Origin of the sequence: Streptococcus sp. 27098_8_76, assembly GCF_041432315.1 — a bacterium.
In the GTDB taxonomy this organism is placed as follows: Bacteria; Bacillota; Bacilli; order Lactobacillales; family Streptococcaceae; genus Streptococcus.
The window spans coordinates 1-19,388 of sequence record NZ_JAPVZI010000008.1 but is presented as its reverse complement, the minus strand read 5'-3'; the positions used below and the strand labels follow the sequence as shown (position 1 = coordinate 19,388).

Annotated in this window: 5 protein-coding genes and 1 pseudogene; all 6 read left to right on the top strand. The window is 40.2% G+C overall.

Annotated elements, in window-relative coordinates; all coding sequences use genetic code 11:
- Positions 1-146: 146 nt before the first annotated feature.
- Positions 147-4,916: a ZmpA/ZmpB/ZmpC family metallo-endopeptidase gene (locus O3636_RS06780; protein WP_371642334.1), complete on the top strand. Its 4,770-nt coding sequence runs from the start codon at positions 147-149 to the stop codon at positions 4,914-4,916.
- 236 nt (positions 4,917-5,152) lie between these two features.
- Positions 5,153-8,941: a sugar-binding domain-containing protein gene (locus tag O3636_RS06775; RefSeq protein WP_371642332.1), complete on the top strand. Its 3,789-nt coding sequence runs from the start codon at positions 5,153-5,155 to the stop codon at positions 8,939-8,941.
- 1 nt (position 8,942) lies between these two features.
- On the top strand, positions 8,943-10,631 hold the full coding sequence (locus tag O3636_RS06770; RefSeq protein WP_371642330.1) for an alpha-L-fucosidase: 1,689 nt from the start codon (positions 8,943-8,945) through the stop codon (positions 10,629-10,631).
- A gap of 100 nt (positions 10,632-10,731) precedes the next feature.
- Positions 10,732-11,679, top strand: a complete 948-nt coding sequence (locus O3636_RS06765) for an Rpn family recombination-promoting nuclease/putative transposase (protein ID WP_371642328.1) — start codon at positions 10,732-10,734, stop codon at positions 11,677-11,679.
- Positions 11,680-11,686: 7 nt separating this feature from the next.
- Positions 11,687-12,103, top strand: a pseudogene (locus O3636_RS06760) (hypothetical protein); the annotation flags it as partial.
- 417 nt (positions 12,104-12,520) lie between these two features.
- The coding region (locus tag O3636_RS06755; RefSeq protein ID WP_371642326.1) for a DUF1542 domain-containing protein at positions 12,521-19,388 on the top strand (6,868 nt) is incomplete at its 3' end.

Genomic DNA, 19,388 nt, shown 5'->3' with positions numbered 1-19,388 from the left:
GATACTATGCGTTTTATTGTGGGAAGATTTACTTCATTTTCTCCTGAAATTGAGTTTTTGCCCATTTTCATAACTAGAAAGATTTGTGAATACAAACTATTTCTGATATACTAAATATACAGTAATAATGAATGATGGGAGATGGGATGAAAGAATTTCAATTTGAGAGAAAGCAGCGTTTTTCTTTGAGGAAATATGCAATAGGAGCTTGCTCGGTCTTGCTAGGAACGAGTTTATTTTTTGCTGGTATGGGTGCTCAACCTGTACAGGCTACCGAAACGAGTTCAACACTAATTTCAAGTCATTATTTGGATGAGCAGGATTTATCTGAAAAGCTGAAATCTGAGTTGCAATGGTTTGAAGAAAATAAGATTGAGGTAAAAGAGGGAAAAGAATACTACTTTATCTATCGAAAATTGGCTACAAGATTACCAGAAACAGGTCTGTTTTCTAATGATGGGATGTTTATCTTGGGAGCAGGATTATTATTGCTTTCCTTCACTTTAATCAAGAGAAAAAAGGGAGCGTCTTATTTCCTTGTGACAGTCTTTGCTGTTGGTGGATGGGGAGCATCCATCTCTGCTTTAGAAAATCTGGTAGAATTGCAACCAGCCCTTGTTAAGAGAGTAGCAGGTCAGTTTCTACCAAGTCCTGAAACAGTCCAAGGCTATGAATTTACGGGATATTATTTGGTAAGAGACAGTGCTAGCAAGGAACTTTCTGTTGATAAGGTAGAATCGCCAGCATTATCTCAAAAGGAGGAAAGTTCAGAATCTCAGCCTAAGAAGATTGTACCACAGACTGCATCTCATTTTAGCTCGACTGAAGATCTTGTGCAATCTCCTCAACCATCCTACGTAGTTGAGCCTGTTTTAAATCCAACTCCTGAAAAAAGTATGAGTATTGAGTCTAAAAAAGTACCAGATGAAGGAATGAAAACTGTTATTGAAGACAAGCCAGAACTGGAAGTTAGGGTAGGGGAGATAGAGTTTGAAACTCAATTGCAGTCTGACCCAACTCTGGCTAAGGGACAAGAACGAATCTTAACAGAAGTAAGGGTTATCGATGGTATTGTTACGCGAAATGAAGTAGGGAGAGAAGTGCTTCGTGAACCAGTTACTCAGGTAATTCTGGTCGGGACAAAAGAGAAGGAACCTCAAGAAAATGGCATAAGCCTAGCCCCGGAAGTCCAACCACCTCTTCCATCTTATGAAGGTGGTGTTTCTGGCGAATCCTTGGTAGAGCCATCCCTTCCGTCTTATGAAGGTGGCGTTTCCGGTGAATCCTTGGTAGAGCCGTCTCTTCCGTCTTATGAAGGTGGCGTTTCCGGCGAATCGTTGGTAGAGCCGTCCCTTCCATCTTATGAGGGAGGCGTTTCCGGTGAATCCTTGGTGGAACCGTCCCTTCCGTCTTATGAAGGCGGAGTTTCCGGTGAGTCCTTAGTAGAACTGTCCCTTCCATCATATGAGGGCGGAGTTTCCGGTGAGTCCTTGGTAGAACCAGCGCTTCCATCATATGAGGGCGGTGCTTCTGGCGAATCCTTGGTAGAACCGTCCCTTCCATCATATGAGGGCGGAGTTTCCGGTGAGTCCTTGGTAGAACCAGCGCTTCCATCATATGAGGGCGGTGCTTCTGGCGAATCCTTGGTGGAACCGTCCCTTCCATCTTATGAAGGTGGTGTTTCCGGTGAGTCCTTAGTAGAACCACCTCTTCCATCTTATGAGGGTGGTGTTTCCGGTGAATCCTTGGTGGAGCCGTCCCTTCCATCTTATGAGGGCGGAGTTTCCGGTGAGTCCTTGGTAGAACCATCTCTTCCATCATATGAGGGAGGCGTTTCCGGTGAGCCGGAGATACAGGAGGCTCTCCCAGAGTATAAAGAAGACACTCAACTTCCTCAGACCAAAGTAGAGACCAAAGCTGTTCCTTATGAAACCATTTATGAAAAGAATGAGGCACTAGACCACGGCGTTACAAGAGTAAAAATTCCGGGTATTGAGGGACAAGAACAAGTTACTACTACCTATACCAAAGACCAAGCAAGTGGAAATATTTCTGAGAATAAAACTGTCAAAATAGTAGTTAACAAAGTTGATCAAGTTGTAGAAGTTGGAACTAAACCGAGTGTTGAAACTACTGTCCTATCTCATAAAACGATCTACCAGGTGAATCCTGCTTTGGAGTTCAGACAAGAGAAAGTAGCGGTTGCAGGGCGTGATGGTTCGGTGGAAACTAGGACGACTTATCAACTAGACAAGGCAACAGGTCAGGTGACGGTGTCTGACACCACTAGACAAGTAAATCCAGCAGTCGATAAAGTGATTCAAGTTGGTAATGTGGAAAAAGTAATACAACCGATTGCTGTTACTGAGGAGCGAAGAGAGGATTCTTCACTTGCTAAAAATATAGAAAAGGTAGCATCTGAAGGAGAAGTTGGTGAGAATACACTTACCAGAACATACGCTATCAATGAACAAACTGGTGAATTGGTTAATCCTCAAGAAGCGAGTCAAATAACAAAACCAATGAAACCGAGAGTTGTTTTAGTTGGTAGTCAGGAGGATAAACCACACATCCTTCCTGTAAATAAAGACTTAGAAAATGCAGTAAATGTAACGGAAGCTACTGCAGAGATGAAAAATGTAGACTTATTAACGAACGAAAAATTAAAATCACAGTTAGCTCCATCAGATACAGAAATAAATCGAGATTTCTTCTTAAAACGAAACGAGTTACGAAAAACTAATCCAAATATAACAGAGTCTGAAGTGAAAGAAGTTTTACGAAAAGAATATCTAGAGAAACTATCTATCAAAGAAACTCTAGAAGAAACAAAACAAAATCTAGATGAAAATCTTAAAAAAGTTGCGGCGCACACATTGAGCGTTATTGGAGATACCCCACAAAATAGAGAAAAAGTAAAACGTGATATTGAAGATAATAAAGAGAGAATATTACTAGGGTTATCATATATAAACAGATTTTACAATATTGATTTTGGAGATACTAATATTCGCGATATATTAGCGTATAACCCAAGCTCATTTGGTAAAAAAGAGGTCACTTCTTTAGATTGGTTAAAACATCTTGGAGCTATGAGTTATGATGAACTAAAACTAACTAACAGTCCAAAAACATTTGAGAAATACTTCGGAAAAATCACAGATAAACAAACATTATTAGATTTCCTAGATTACAATAGAACTACATTCACTAATATGGATGGCGATACGTGGTTGAAGAAAGCGACTAAAGCTATCGTAGTTGAAAAAGCTTCGAAAGAAAAAATCGATGAAAAAGTAGAATTATATACAAAATTAACTACGCCTCCTGAGAAATATGGAGCAGAAGAATTTCAAATAAAAAATAGAAGACAACACAATATAGCTACATTATTAGGTTTAGTGAATATTAAAGAACCAAGCGTATATGCCATAGCTAATATAGCGACGGTAACCTACGGAAACATTGGAACGTATATGGATACTTCTTTAGAGAAAACAAATAAAGCTAAGTATAATGAAGAGCTTAATAAGGTTAAAGAATTGATAGAACTAACAGCGACAAGACAAGCTAATTATGTTGATACTTTATATAGAATAACAAAGGCGGAAAATCGTCCGAAATTAATAACTAATAGAGTCATTGTTGATACGATGAAGAAATATACGACAAATTCCTCTGCTGGAATAGCAACAACATGGTCTAAAGAATCAGGACCAACAGCGGACAAAGGGGTTAAAGACTTTATGACACCTTTAGGACTGTATTCACCATCGCAAAATGTAGGTGCAGAAGCTAATGGAGTGGGTGTCCGTTACTTTATAGATAGAGTTCTGGATGATAGAGGTTCAGCGACTTACTCTCACGAAATGACGCACTTATTAGATAGAACAGTGCTGTTTAATAATCATGGTCGTCGAGATGGTACAGCGGCAGAGTTTTATGCTAGAGGAATCTTCGAGAATTCTTATACACCAGAGACAGATACATATTTCAACTTAAATTTTGTTTACGATGAAAGTAAGAAAAATGGCTTTTACAACAAAACACCAGATAGATTCAAAACAGCTGCAGATTTGAAATCTTATATGCATGGAAGTTTTGATGTGTTATATAGTTTAGATTATTTAGAAGCGGAAGCAACAAAACAACTTACAGCAGAAGATAAAACTAAATATTTCAAAAAAATAACACCGATAAATTCAACTGGGACTAGAACACCCGTAACATATACAAACCAAGCGGTTAAAGCTACGCATAAGAGTGAAAAAATCTCAGAAATTACTTTAGATGAAGCGAGAAATCTATCGGATATCAATAGTCTGATTGATAATAATATTTTAGTGAACCGTTATATCATAAAAGGATTTACTGATAAAGGTACTATTCAAGCTAATGGATATTATTTAGTGGATATGTTTGATACCATTTATGGTGTTAGTCAAAATGACTCTGGTATGAGTGGGGACATCACCTTTAGAAAACAAGCATTTGAATTGATGGCTGCTTTGGGCTATTATGAAGGATTTGTTCCTTATGTTTCAAATCAATACAAACAAGCAGCAGAGGCTGAAAGCAAGCCTTTATCTGATACTTACATTTTCAATAAAATTTTGAATGGTAAGAGCTATGCTGAGTTTAAAAAAGCACAAATCAAGGAAAGAGTAGCTAAGATTGATCAATTGAAATCTTTGACAATCCAATATGAAGGTCAGCAAATAAGTCTGACAAGTCAGAAGTTAGGTGAATTGATGCAGAAAGCTGTTAAAGAGGAACTTGCTCAAATAAAAGCAGGAAACACAACAGCTCAGAAATTTATGTTTATTGAAACTCCAGTTCAAAAACTGAAAAAAGCGATTTATAAAGCTTATCTCAAAGATTCAGATGACTTTAGACAGTCAATTTACAATAGTTAAGACAAAAGGGACATCTCTCTGGAATGAACATTCAGAGAGGTGTTTTTTGGCTCTTGTAAGGTTTGACCTTATTTCTTGAAAATGACAGTTTGCTTGAACATGGAGTGATTTTCAGACTTTTCCACAAATTATAGAATCTTTTCTGAGTATTTAGGGAGTGATAGAGGAAATCTTGAAAGCGCTTTTGTTTTGTGCTATAGTCAACTATATCGAGTCGTTTAAAGAGGAATGCTTGTATGAGAAGAGAAGAAGTTTTACGAAATCACTGGTTTTTTAGCCAAGAGGTGGGGAAAGAAGAGGCCTTGGCACCTGATTTTCAGAGGGAAAATTGGCAGGCGATTCAAGTACCGCATGACTGGAGTATTTACAATGATTTTGACCAGTATTCACCAGCGCAAAATGAGGGTGGCCAGCTAAATGGGGGTCAGGCTTGGTACCGGACGCAGTTCTACTTGGAAGAAGATTCCAGTCTTGTTTCGGTGCGTTTGCTCTTTGATGGAGTTTACATGAATGCCCAAGTCTATATAAACGGGCAAGTGCTGGGCTATTATCCCAATGGCTATACACCTTTTTCTTATAATATCACGCCTTATCTAAGAAACGATGGGACTGCCAACCAGCTTGCGGTTTTTGTGGAAAATCAGCAACCTAGCAGTCGTTGGTATTCGGGTAGCGGTATTTATCGAGAAGTGAAGTTGTTGATTACAGATTCGGTGCATCTGGATTTGTATGGGATTAAGATAGAAAATCCCAAGCTCAAGGAACAAAGGCAATCTTGGGTGGAAACCCAGCTTGAAAGCAAGGTTTCAAATGATGGGCCTCAGTCCGTGTTGGTGTATTTGGAACAGAGTATCTGGTATGATGGACAACAACTGTCAGACTGGCAGGCGACAGATTCTGTAGTGATTGAGTCTGGGGACAAACATTCTTTCCAACAAGCAATATCAATTTTTCAACCCTTACTTTGGGATATTGACTATCCTCAACTTTACCAATTGAAGACTCGTCTTTATAAAAATGGCGTCTTGGTTGATGAAGGAGAGGAGACTTTTGGTTACCGCTATATGGATTGGCATGCGGATAAGGGTTTCTTTCTAAATGGTCGCTGGTTGAAGATTCACGGGGTTTGTCTGCATCATGACTACGGAGCGCTGGGAGCTGTGGAAAACAGGTCAGCTGCCGAGAGACGCTTGCGCCAGATGAAGGAAATGGGGGTCAATGCTATCCGAATTACCCACAATCCAGCCAGTAGCATTTTGCTGGATCTAGCTGCCAAAATGGGCTTACTCATCCAAGAAGAAGCCTTTGATACCTGGTATGGAGGCAAGAAAGAATATGACTATGGTCGCTTTTTTGAGGAAGAAGCGACTCATCCAGAAGCGAAAGCAGGCGATTTCTGGTCAGATTACGATTTGCGAACCATGGTCCAGCGTGGCAAGAACAATCCAGCGATTTATATGTGGTCCTTAGGAAATGAGGTCAGCGAAGCAAATGGTGATGCTCATTCATTGAAGACGATCAAGCGCTTGCTAGAAAGGGTTAAGGAGGTTGATGATAGCCGTTTTGTGACCATGGGAATGGACCAGTTCCGCTTCGGAGATGGTTCTGGAGATCATGAAAAGATTGCTGATTTGTTGGATGTGGTGGGTTTGAATTACTCGGAAGACAATATTGATGGGATTCGCAAAAGACATCCCAAGTGGCGACTTTATGGATCTGAAACCTCATCGGCTACACGGACGCGTGACAGCTATTTTCGCCCAGATAAGGAATGGGTTGGGGATAATCGTCGCGTGCGGAATTTTGAACAGTCAGACTATGGCAATGATCGGGTTCCTTGGGGGAAGACGGCGACGGCTGCTTGGATAGCAGATAGAAATCGGCTAGACTATGCAGGTCAGTTTATCTGGACAGGAGTGGACTATATCGGTGAGCCGACTCCTTGGCACAATCAAAATGACACGCCTGTCAAGAGTTCTTATTTTGGGATCGTGGACACAGCAGGGATTCCTAAAAATGATTATTATCTCTACCAAAGTCAATGGGTGGATGCAGATCAGCATCCCATGGTTCATATCCTGCCCCACTGGAATTGGGAAATCCACAAGAGTTATCAACAAGTTGTGGATAAGTATGGGGATATCCCTGTTAGAGTGTATTCAAATGCCCGTTCTGTAGAGCTATTTCTCAATGGAAAATCTCAAGGTAGGAAGACTTTTCAGGAAAAATGGACTTCAGATGGCAGAAAATACCAAGAGGGACAAGGTTCTGACCAACTCTATCTCGAATGGCGCTTGGCTTATCAACCAGGAGAATTGTCTGCTGTGGCCTATGACCGTCAAGGTCAGCTTGTGGCAGAAGATAGGGTGGTGACTGCAGGTAAGCCAACCAAAATCGGGTTACATGCCGAGAAATCACAACTGGAGCCAGATGGGCAAGACCTCCTCTATCTCTATTTTGATGTATTGGACAAGGATGGAAATTGGGTGCCGACTGCTTCCAATCAACTTCATTTTGAAATTGAAGGCCCTGCTCGCATTGTAGGTGTGGATAATGGTAGGCAGGCCAGTCGTGAACGTTACCAAGCCCAGAAAAATGGTCGGTTTAAGCGGAAAGCCTTTCATGGCAGAGGTGTACTTTTGGTTCAGAGCTTGGAGCAGGTAGGTCAAGTGAGAGTAAAGGCTAGTGCCAGAGGGCTAGAGCCAGCAAGTTTTGATATCTTAGTGGGAGAGGCTTTGGCTTGTCAGCCAGTGAAAAATAAGCGCTTATTTGAGATTCGAGTGGACAAGCAGGCAGGATTGCAAGAAGGGGATTCCCCAGCTATTGGACTTTATCCACAAACTGTGGATAACCCTGTGAACAAGGTGGGGAATAGTGAAGTGATTTGGGAGATGAGTGGTAGTGCCCACGCCATTATCAAGCAGGGAGTGCTTTATTGCTTGTCTGCAGGGGACTTGGCTATTCGCGCCTTTTATCAAGGGAAGGCCTATCAAACTCATTTTCAGGTGGCAGAAAATACCTCACTAGGGCAGGCAGTTTCTGTACGATCACTTCGCTTGTATACAGCTAAGGGAACTTATCCACAGCTGCCATCTTCAGTTTTGGTGGACTATGAGTTCGGTGGTGCAAAACGAGTCAAGGTTGTTTGGGAGGCAATCTCCGAAGAAGATATAGCAAGCTTTCATAAATTTACGGTATCTGGTCATCTTGAGGGGCTGGATATAAAGGCTTCTGCTCAGGTTTGTGTCCAAGGGATTTGCGCTATTGAGCCTGAAAAGGTTTGGACGCTTGTCAAGGAAGTCCCACATTTACCAGATCGAGTCAAGCTAGTCTTATCAGATGGCAGACGAGATACGGCCAAGGTGACTTGGGATGAACTCGAACCTCAAGTCTATGCTCAGGTAGGAGAAAGTGTGCTCACAGGACAAGTAGCGGGCTGTGAGTTGCCAGCAACAGTCACCATTCATGTGACAGATGTCAGTGTAGATGGGGAAGTTATTTCCGATCAGTGGACAGGATCCAACCTGCCTCTGGTCTTTGCTTCCCATTCAGAGCCGAATCACCCAGCCTCATATCTCAATGACAAGGTTATTGCTCGGAAGAAATCGACAGCCAATACTTGGATTGCCAAGTCAGAGCAAGCCAGCGTGGGTATTCTGTTTGGAGATGCAGGGATTTTAAAACCGCGATTTGTGGATAACCTGACCTTGTATTATGTTGAAAATCAAGAATATGTGGCCGTTGAGCCGACCTTTATCGATTATTATGTAGGGAATGAGCCTGCCTTGCCTCGGACTCCCAACCATTTGGACAAGGATTCTCTACTCAAACAAGAGGAGAATTGGCGCCCTGTATCAGGCATCCGAAAAGTGTCAAGTGACAAGGATGAAGAGCTTCGTTTTGAATTTGATAAGGTGAAGACTTACGCCCTTCGTCTTCGATTTGAAAGTTTGACTAGTCCCCTAGCCTTAACCGAATTGCAAGTATATGCCAAAAAAGTAAAGAAAAGTGTAGATAGGAAGTAGTATGGTAAGAGAAATAAAACCGCATGGGCCCTTGCCTAGTCAGGCCCAGCTAGCTTATTTAGAGGATGAACTAGCAGCCTTTATCCATTTTGGGCCTAATACCTTTTATGACCAGGAATGGGGGACAGGTCAGGAGGAACCTGAACGCTTTAATCCGACCAGGTTAGATGCGCGTGAGTGGGTTCGCGTGCTCAAGGAAACGGGCTTTAAAAAGTTGATTTTGGTGATCAAGCACCACGACGGCTTTGTCCTCTATCCGACAGCTCACACAGATTATTCGGTCAAGGCCAGTCCTTGGAGGAATGGAGAGGGAGACTTGCTCCTTGAGGTGTCCCAAGCTGCCACAGAGTTTGATATGGATATGGGGGTCTACCTATCACCGTGGGATGCCCATAGTCCCCTCTATCATGTGGACCGAGAAGCGGACTATAATGCCTATTATCTGGCTCAGCTGAAGGAAATCTTATCAAATCCTGCCTATGGCAATGGAGGGAAATTTGCTGAGGTCTGGATGGATGGTGCCAGAGGAGAGGGAGCTCAAAAGGTCAATTATGAATTTGAAAAATGGTTTGAAACCATTCGTGAACTGCAGGGAGATTGCTTAATTTTTTCAACAGAAGGCACTAGTATCCGCTGGATTGGCAATGAACGAGGGTATGCAGGTGATCCCCTATGGCAAAAGGTGAATCCTGACAAACTAGGGACAGAAGCAGAGCTGGACTATCTTCAGCATGGAGATTCTTCAGGCACTATTTTTTCAATCGGTGAGGCAGATGTTTCCATTCGGCCAGGTTGGTTTTACCATGAGGACCAGGATCCTAAGTCTCTTGAGGAATTGGTTGAAATCTACTTTCACTCAGTAGGGCGAGGAACTCCACTCTTGCTCAATATTCCGCCGAATCAAGATGGGCTATTTGACACAAAGGATATTGAACGCCTCTATGAATTTGCGGCCTATCGCAATGAGCTCTATAAAGAAGATTTGGCTCTGGGAGCTAAGGTGTCTGGTCCTGTTCTTTCCGCAGACTTTGCCTGTCACTATTTGACAGATGGCCTTAAGACCAGCTCTTGGGCAAGCGACGTAGGCTTGCCAATCCAGTTAGAACTTGAGTTAGGGTCACCTAAAACTTTTGATGTAATTGAGTTAAGAGAAGATTTGAAGCTGGGCCAACGAATCGCAGCTTTTCATGTGCAAGTAGAGGTGGATGGCGTCTGGCAAGAATTTGGTACAGGCTTTACAGTTGGTCATAAGCGTCTCCTGCGAGGTCCGCTAGTAGAGGCACAGAAGGTGCGCGTGATGATTACAGAGTCACAGGATTTACCTATATTGACCAAGATTTCACTCTATAAAACTCCTAGCTTATCAAAAACAGAAGTTGTTCAGGGGCTAGCATTTGCAGAAAAAAGTCTAGCTGTGACAAAGGGAGAGACTCTTCATTTTAGGATTGAACGTAGCGAAAGTAATACTCCTTTGGAGGCTAAGATTTCGATTCAACCGGGGACAGGTGTCCATGGTGTCGCCTATCAGGACGAAATTCAAGTTCTTCAATTACAAGCTGGGGAATGCAAAAAAGATTTGTGTCTACCAACCCTGTATTTTGCTGCTGATAAGACCTTGGATTTCTATCTGAATCTGACTATTGATGGACAGCTGATTGATCAAGCTCATATTTTAGTTGAAACGAGATAAAATATCTTCACAATTCATTTCCTTTTCGAATAAATAGATAGAACCATCGAATCTAGCAAAATTAGATTTAAAACTATGGTATAATAGAAGGAGGAAATGGATGACTTTAAGACATCCGGGCATTAGCCCAACCAATGACTTGGTAGCTAAGAAAATCTTTAGCAATCCAGAAATCACTTGTCAATTTATTCGCGATATGTTGGATTTACCAGCCAAAAATGTGACCATTTTGGAGGGAAGCAATATTCATGTCTTGCCTTCCATGCCTTACTCGGCACAGGATTTCTATACCAGTATAGACGTCTTGGCGGAATTGGATAATGGTACGCAAGTAATTATTGAAATTCAAGTTCATCATCAGAATTTTTTCATCAATCGCCTGTGGGCTTACCTGTGCAGTCAGGTCAATCAAAACCTAGAAAAAATTCGTCAACGAGAAGGTGATACACACCAGAGTTACAAACACATCGCACCAGTTTATGCTATTGCTATTGTGGACAGCAACTACTTCCAAGATGACTTGGCTTTTCACAGCTTTAGTATGCGAGAGGACACGACAGGTGAAGTCTTAACTATCACAAATAATGGTCAAGAAAACCATCTGGTCAAGATGGCATTCTTGGAATTAAAAAAATACAGAGAAACCAGCAAAGACGAGGTTCGCAAGCCGTGGTTGGAGTTTTTCGGGAATAAACCCTTTACCCAGCAACCTGAGCGAGCCATCAGCCAGGCAGACCAACTGCTGGACTATAAGAGCTGGTCCGAGGAGGACAGGAAAATGTTTAGTCAGCTACGTATGCGAGAAGAACAGGCATTGTTAGCACATGATTATGCCTTGGAACAAGCTGAAGAAAAAGGCTTAGAACGTGGTCGTGCAGAGGGTCGTGAACAAGGACGAGAAGAAGGCATTGAACAGGGATTAAAAGTAGGTTTAGTAAATCTAGTACGTCAAGGTCTCCTGACTTCTGAAGTTGCCAGCCATCAATTAGGCATGACCGTCGCTGAGTTTGAGGAGCTATTGAAAAACCATCATAAACATCATAAATAAGACCTAAAAGTACAGAGAAACCAGCAAAGATGAGGTTCGCAAGCCGTGGTTGGAGTTTTTCGGGAATAAGCCCTTTACCCAACAACCTGAGCGAGCCATCAGCCAAGCAGACCAACTGCTAGACTACAAGAGCTGGTCCGAGGAGGACAGGAAAATGTTTAGTCAACTACGTATGCGAGAAGAACAAGCCTTATTAGCGCATGATTATGCCTTGGAACAAGCTGAAGAAAAAGGCTTAGAACGTGGTCTTGAACGTGGTCGTGCAGAAGGTATTGAACAAGGTTTAGAGCGTGGTCTTGAACGAGGAAAAGTTGAAGGAAGTTTGTCTATGCTAGTAAATCTAGTACGTCAAGGTCTCCTGACTTCTGAAGTTGCTAGCCAGCAGTTGGGCATGACTGTCGCTGAGTTCGAGGCCTTGTTGTAAGTAGAAAACGATGACATGTTGCCGAAATAAGGTAGCATGTTTTGTTTTTAGCTCATATTTTTTCACGAATGATTTTTTCTTAGACAGTATAAAAACAGTTTATTTTATATTCCAAACTTATTTATTTTACTACCAATCCTATATGAATGTGCTATCTTTGTGAACGAACACGAATTAATATGTAATTTTAATATAAATTCATCAAAAATATTTATTTATAAAAAAGTAAAAATATACTAAATGAATTTGTCTAAAAATTTCTTACTTTCCCAAAAACGCTTTTTTTTTGCGAAAATTTCAAATCAAATTCTTTGCATATATATTAAAAATAAGATATAATGCAAATTGTAGATTTCTGTATGCAGGTGTCATGTGGAAATCAAATCAATTAACCTCACAAAAGGAGAAAAGAAAATAATGGAAAACAAACCATCTATGAGTCGTGTTGAACGTCTGCACCGCGAAAAGGTCACGCGTTACTCGATTCGTAAATATAGCTTTGGAGCGGCTAGTGTAGCGGTCGCTGCTCTTTTCATGTTCTTAGGTAATGGAGCTGTATCAGCTAATGAACTAAGCAAACAAGAGACATCTGTAGAAGCAACAACTCCAACTTTGGACAAGTCAGAGTTAACAAGCTATGTTTCAGAAATTGAAACAAAACTTTCTAATGGTTCTTACGATAACAAAACGGAAGAATCTGTTGCAGTATTAAAAGCTGAACTAGAATCTGCAAAAGCTACATTAGCGAACGCAACTACTCAAGCTGAACTGAAACAAGCTTACAGCAAACTTGTCACTACAGCTAATGCTAAATTAAGAAACAAGCCTGTAGAGAAAAAAGAAACTCCAGCAGTAGATACAACTGAAGGTAAAGAAACTGTAGGGAAGTCAGCTGAAAACACTGAACCAAAATCAGAGTCTAACTCGATCGAAAATACAGGATCTAATGATGCCCGTAATGGGAAAGCATTAGATAAGAATAATGCCTTTAGAGCGGATACGACTGAGACTAAAGGCGATATTAGCTATACTCTAGAATATTCAAATCAATCTAAAAAAGAAATCTATTTATATAATGAAGAAGATGCGAATGTTAGTATTTCTGTAAATTCAACTGCTGGAAATATTAGCAGCGCCTATGTTAAGGGAGGAAGCGGTCAGTATTTAGATGGACGACCTATAAGCTCGGCTCCTAACCAAGAGGAAACGGATGGTTTTGGGTGGACATATCATTCTGTTTTAACTGAGACGCCAGGACCAGCGACAGTTACAATCACAGGAAAACCGAATGAAAGATTCAAAGCACTTCCTCCATATACAAAACAAGAAAGCCAAGATGCTGTATTAGGTTCTAGATTTATGCAAATTTATGATGCAGCAGGAGGAAAGATTGAAGCGGGAGCAGGTACAAACGGAGACGGTTACTTCAGACTAGTTGTAAAATCTCAAACATACAAATATAGCATCAAGTTACCAGAATCAAATGCTGATAAGATTGCTGTTTCGAATATTGATAGCTTAACTGAAGCAGATATTGCCAAAATTAAAGAAAAAATTAGTATCCAATATTCTGATAAAGCAACTACACAAGATGCTCGACTAGCTTCTAAAAAAGGAGAAGTCCTAGCAGATAAATCTTCGGTCCTAGCAGAAACCGATGGGATCACTGTGGCAAATGGAACAGTTACTGTTACCTATAAAGATGGTTCAGTAGACACCACTCCAGTTGCAGATGTGGCACGTACAAACGAAAAACCAACAGTAGAATTCCCATACTCAGATGCAGCTAAGCGAGAAATCTATGTCTATGGTGCAGAAGAGAACTCATTTGATATCAAAATCAAAGATGATGCGGATAAGATTTCAAGAGCTACATTGCTACAAGGGGGGAAAAAAGCATTTAATCCTGTAGCAGATGAAACTGATAAAATCAATACTCAGTATGGATATACGGCAAATGTTATCTCTACTGAAACACCAGCAACAGAAGCAAATCCAGCGGTTATCAGATACTCAGGTACTCCAAAAGCAGTAGATGGTTTATCACAAGATAGCCTAGACGCAGCAACAAAAGGAGAAACTCCACAGGGGCTAGTTCTAGGTTGGCGTTATGTGGCAGTTACAGATGTCGAAGGAACGACATTTGTTGGTTCTTCTGGAAAAGAAGTAGCTAACGACTCCGCCTTCCGTGTCATGCTTAAACCTCAAACTCAAAAGTATGATGTTACAACACCTGAAAACGAAGCGGCTAAGTTCCCAGTAGTTGATGCTAACAATGTAACAGATGCAGAGTTTAAGAAACTAGTTGGTGCAAACAATGCAAACATCAAACTTCACTATTCTAAAACGAATACAGATGCTAACTTAGTTGCGAAACAAGGTCAAAATGTTGACGATAAAGCCGACAAGATTAAATCTGTTGAAAAAGTAGACAACAATATGGTGGTGACGTATAATGATGGTTCTACAGATACATTACCATTGACTAAATTTGCCCGTACTAACGCAGCTCCAACAGTTGAAATTCCATACTCAGTAGATGGTAAAAAAGACGTTTACGTGTATGCGAACGAAGATTTTGAAATTCCTGTTAAATTTACAGATGATTCAGGAAAAATAGCATCTGCGACAATTAAACGTGGTGGGAATCAGGATTCACCAGCTAAAGATGCATCTAATCCTGATGTTTTAGATAATGAGTACAATACAACAGTTGAAAAAATTTCTACAGAAACACCAGCAACAGCAGAAAATCCAGCTATTGTAAAAATTAAAGGTAACATTTCAAAAGATAACTCTGGAATTGCTGAGAGTAAATTCCCTAAAGAAGCAGATCAAGAACTTACAATTGTAACTCGTTATGCAACAGCTACAGATACTGATGGTGCATTTATCGAGAATACTGCAACTTCTAAATCATATGCAACTGACCCAGGTTCATTCACTGTCAAACTAAAAGCTCAAACAGCCAAATATGACATTAAAACTCCAGAGACAAAAGTTCCTGTAGTGGATGCTAATAATGTCACAGTTGCTGAGTTTAATGAGATTAAGAAAAATATTAAAATTCAATACTCTACTGAAAACCCAGATAAAAATCTAGCTGATGAAAAAGGTACAGAAGTAGAAAATCAAGATGATCGTATTGAATCTATTATAAAAGATGGAAACAATGTTGTAGTAACATATAAAGATGGATCTATAGATAGTAGACCATTAACTGACTTCGCACGTACAAAAGTTGCCCCTACAGTAGAACTTCCATACTCAAATGTTGATAAACGTCAGATCTATATTTATACAGGAGAAAAAACTGACTTAACATTTACCGGTAAAGACGAGACAATAGTAAAAGATTTATATCTACGAAATAAAGGCTTAGATGAAAGTGATAATGCTAGTGGTTTTGGTTTTACTATAGGAAAGGTAACTAATAGTGCTGTAGCATCTGGGGAAGGAACTGTATCTGAGGATAAAAAAACAGCTACTATCAAGATGGTAGGAGTAACAAATCTGAGAGCTGGGCAAAAGTGGACAAGTTTTATCGAAGCTAAAGATAATGACGGTGTTAAATCTATGCCAGCAAATGAAGCCTACAATGTTGAGAGTGACCCTGCACTTCGCCAGAAAAAACCTGGGTATGTTGAATTCATCGTTAAATCACAAGCAGATAAGTACGAAATCAAGGAACCAACTGAAAAAGTTGCTGTAACAGATCCAGCTAATGTAACAGAAGCAGAATTAGAGAAAATCAAAGAAAAACTACAAATTGAGTACTCTAATACCAATGATGATGCTAACTTAGCTGACAAAAAAGGTAAAACTGTAGATGCTGCAGATGCTAAGGCTAAGATTGCCTCAGTAACAAAAGATAATGATGGAAATCTTGTAGTAACATATACAGATGGTTCTACAGATAAAAAACCATTGTCAGAATTTGTAACTCTAGACAAACAACCTGCTATCGATGCGGTTAATAAAGCAGCTGAGAAGCAAATTGAGGCTATTAATAATAACCCAGAAGCAACTAAAGAAGAAAAAGATAAAGCAATCGAGCAAGTAAATGCAGATAAAGCTAAAGCTCTTCAAGATATTGCTAACTCTAATGCTACAACTAAACCTGAGTTAGATGCTGTAGAAAAAGCAGGAACTGACAAGATTAAAACAGATAATCCTGTACTTTCTAAGAAACCAGCAGCTAAGAAAGCGATTGACGATGCGTTAGCAGCTAAAAACAAAGAAATCGATGATCGTCCAGATTTAACTCCAGAAGAGAAAACTAAAGCTAAAGAAGCAGCAAAAGCAGCAGCTGATAAAGCTAAGGAAGCTGTTGATGCAGCAACAACTAATGCAGCAGTTGATAAAGCTAAAGCAGATGGAACTACAGCAGTTGCAAATGTAACTCCAGTAGCCAAAGCGGAAGCTAAGAAAGCAATTGCAAAAGCATTAGAAGATAAAAATAGCGAAATTGATAAGCGTACAGACTTAACTGATGAAGAAAAAACAGCAGCTAAGAATGAAGCAAAAGATAAAGCTGATGCACAATTAGCGAAAATTAAAGAACAACCTGATGCAGCAGCTACACCAGCAGCAGCTAAAACAGCTCAAGATGTAGTAGATGCAGCTAAGGAAACAGGTGTAGATGAAGTTACTGCAGTAGATCCAGTAGCTAAAGCTAAACCAGAAGCTAAGAAAGCAATCGATAAAGCGTTAGAAGCTAAAAACCAAGAAATCGATGCTCGCACAGATTTAACTCCAGAAGAGAAAACTAAAGCTAAAGAAGTAGCAAAAGCGCAAGCAGACGTAGCTAAAGGTGCTGTTGATGCAGCAACTACAAATGCAGCAGTTGATAAAGCTAAAGCAGATGGAACTACAGCAGTTGCAAATGTAACTCCAGTAGTTAAAGAAGCGGCTAAAAAAGCAATCGCAGATGAATTAGCAGAAAAAGAAAAAGCAATCGATGCACGTAAAGATTTAACAGATGCAGAGAAAGCAAAAGCTAAGGAAGAAGCACAAGCGAAAGCAAAAGAAGCAACAGACGCTATTAACAAGCAGCCAGATGTAGCAACTACACCAACAGCAGCTAAAACAGCTCAAGATGCAGTAGATGCAGCTAAAGCTAAAGGTGTAGCAGATGTTAAAGCTGTAAACCCAGTAGCGAAAGAAGCAGCTAAGCAAGCAATCGCAGATGAATTGGCTAAGAAAGTTGGAGAAATCGATGCACGTCCTGACTTAACTGACAAAGAAAAAGATGCAGCTAAGAAAGATGCTCAAGCAAAAGCTAAAAAAGCGACAGATGCAATCGAATCTCAACCAGACAACGCAACTACACCAGAAGCAGCAAAAGCAGCACAAGATGCAGTAGATGCAGCTAAAGCTAAAGGTGTAGCAGATGTTAAAGCTGTAAATCCAGTAGCGAAAGAAAAAGCTAAAGAAGAAATTGCAAAAGAGTTAGCTAAGAAAGAAGAAGCAATCGACGGGCGTAAAGACTTAACTGACGAAGAAAAAGCAGCAGCTAAGAAAGATGCGCAAGCAAAAGCTAAAGCAGCAACAGATGCAATCGACGCTCAACCATCTATCGCAGAAACACCAGAAAAAGCAGCAGAAGCTAAAAAAGCAGTAGATGGTGCAAAAGATAAAGGTGTAGCAGATGTTAAAGCTGTAAATCCAGTAGCGGCTAAGAAACCAGAAGCTAAGGAAGCAGTAGATGCAGCTCTTAAAGCTAAAGTAGACGCAATTAACACACGTGAAGACTTAACTCCAGCAGAAAAAGATGAAGCTAAGAAAGCAGCAGAGAAAGCAGCAGATGACGCTAAGAAAGCAATCGATGCAGCAACAACAGATGCAGCAGTAGATGCAGCGAAAAATGCTGGTACTGGAGAAGTTGCGAAAGTAAATCCAGTAGCGAAAGAAAAAGCTAAAGAAGAAATTGCAAAAGAGTTAGCTAAGAAAGAAGAAGCAATCGACGGGCGTAAAGACTTAACTGACGAAGAAAAAGCAGCAGCTAAGAAAGAAGCTCAAGATAAAGCTAAAGAAGCAACAGATGCGATCAATGATCAACCAGCTAATGCAGAAACACCAGAAAAAGCAGCAGAAGCTCAAAAAGCAGTAGATGGTGCAAAAGATAAAGGTGTAGCAGATGTTAAAGCTGTAAATCCAGAAGCAGTAACTAAACCAGCAGCCAAGAAAGCAATCGAAGATAAATTAGCAAAACAATTGGAAGACATTGCTAACACTCCAGATGCTACTGATGAAGAGAAGAAAGTTGCAGCAGATGCAGCTAAAGCTCTAGCAGAAGAAGCTAAGGAAGAAATCGATAAAGCTGGAACAGATGCAAAAGTTAAGCAACTTCAAGAAAAAGCTGAAGGTGAAATTGAAAAATCTGTACCAGTTGTAGAAGATAAACCAAATGCTCGTAAAGCAATTGATGAAGAAGCAACAGCTAAGAAAGCAGAAATCGATGCGCGTAACGATCTAACTCCTGAAGCTAAAGCTAAATTAAAAGCTAAAGTAGATAAAGTTGCGGAAAAATCTAAAGCAGCAATTGATGCAGTAAGTAGTGTAGACGATGTTAATACAATAGAAGAAGCTGATAAGGCGGCTATTAAAGCAATTGGAGAAGTAAACAGACCAATTGATAAAGTATTAGTAAAAGATCCAAGTGCATTAACAGATGAAGAAAAAGCTAAAATCTTAGAAGAAGTTAAGAAAGTTAACCCAACAGCTAAAGAAGTTAAATATGATGAAAATGGAAACATCGAAGTAACAACAGAAGCTGGCGATAAAGGAATTATCAATCCGACAAAATTAGTGAAAACTGAGGACCAGTTAGATAACGGTAAAGGTGGAAATGACATTAACAAACCACTTGATAAAGTTATCGTAAAAGATCCATCGAACTTAACTGACGAAGAGAAAGCTAAGATTGTTGCTAAAGTTGAAGAGGTAAATCCAGATGCTATCGTAACAATCGATGAAAATGGAACTGTTTCTGTTTCTACTCCAGAAGGTAAAACTGCAGCAATTCCAGCATCAGAATTAGTAAGAACTAAAGAAGATACTTCTAACCCAGATGCAGGAAATAGTAAAATTGTTAAACCAGCAGACAAAGTAGCCGGTGAAGCAAATGATCCGGATGATCAAGCTAAAGTAGAAGAAAAATTAAGAGAATTAAACCCAGAAACTAAATCTGTTAAATTTGATGAAGATGGTAATGCGACAGTTACACTGAAAGATGGAACTACTGCGACAATCCCATCAGAAGATTTATTCAAATCAGAAGTAG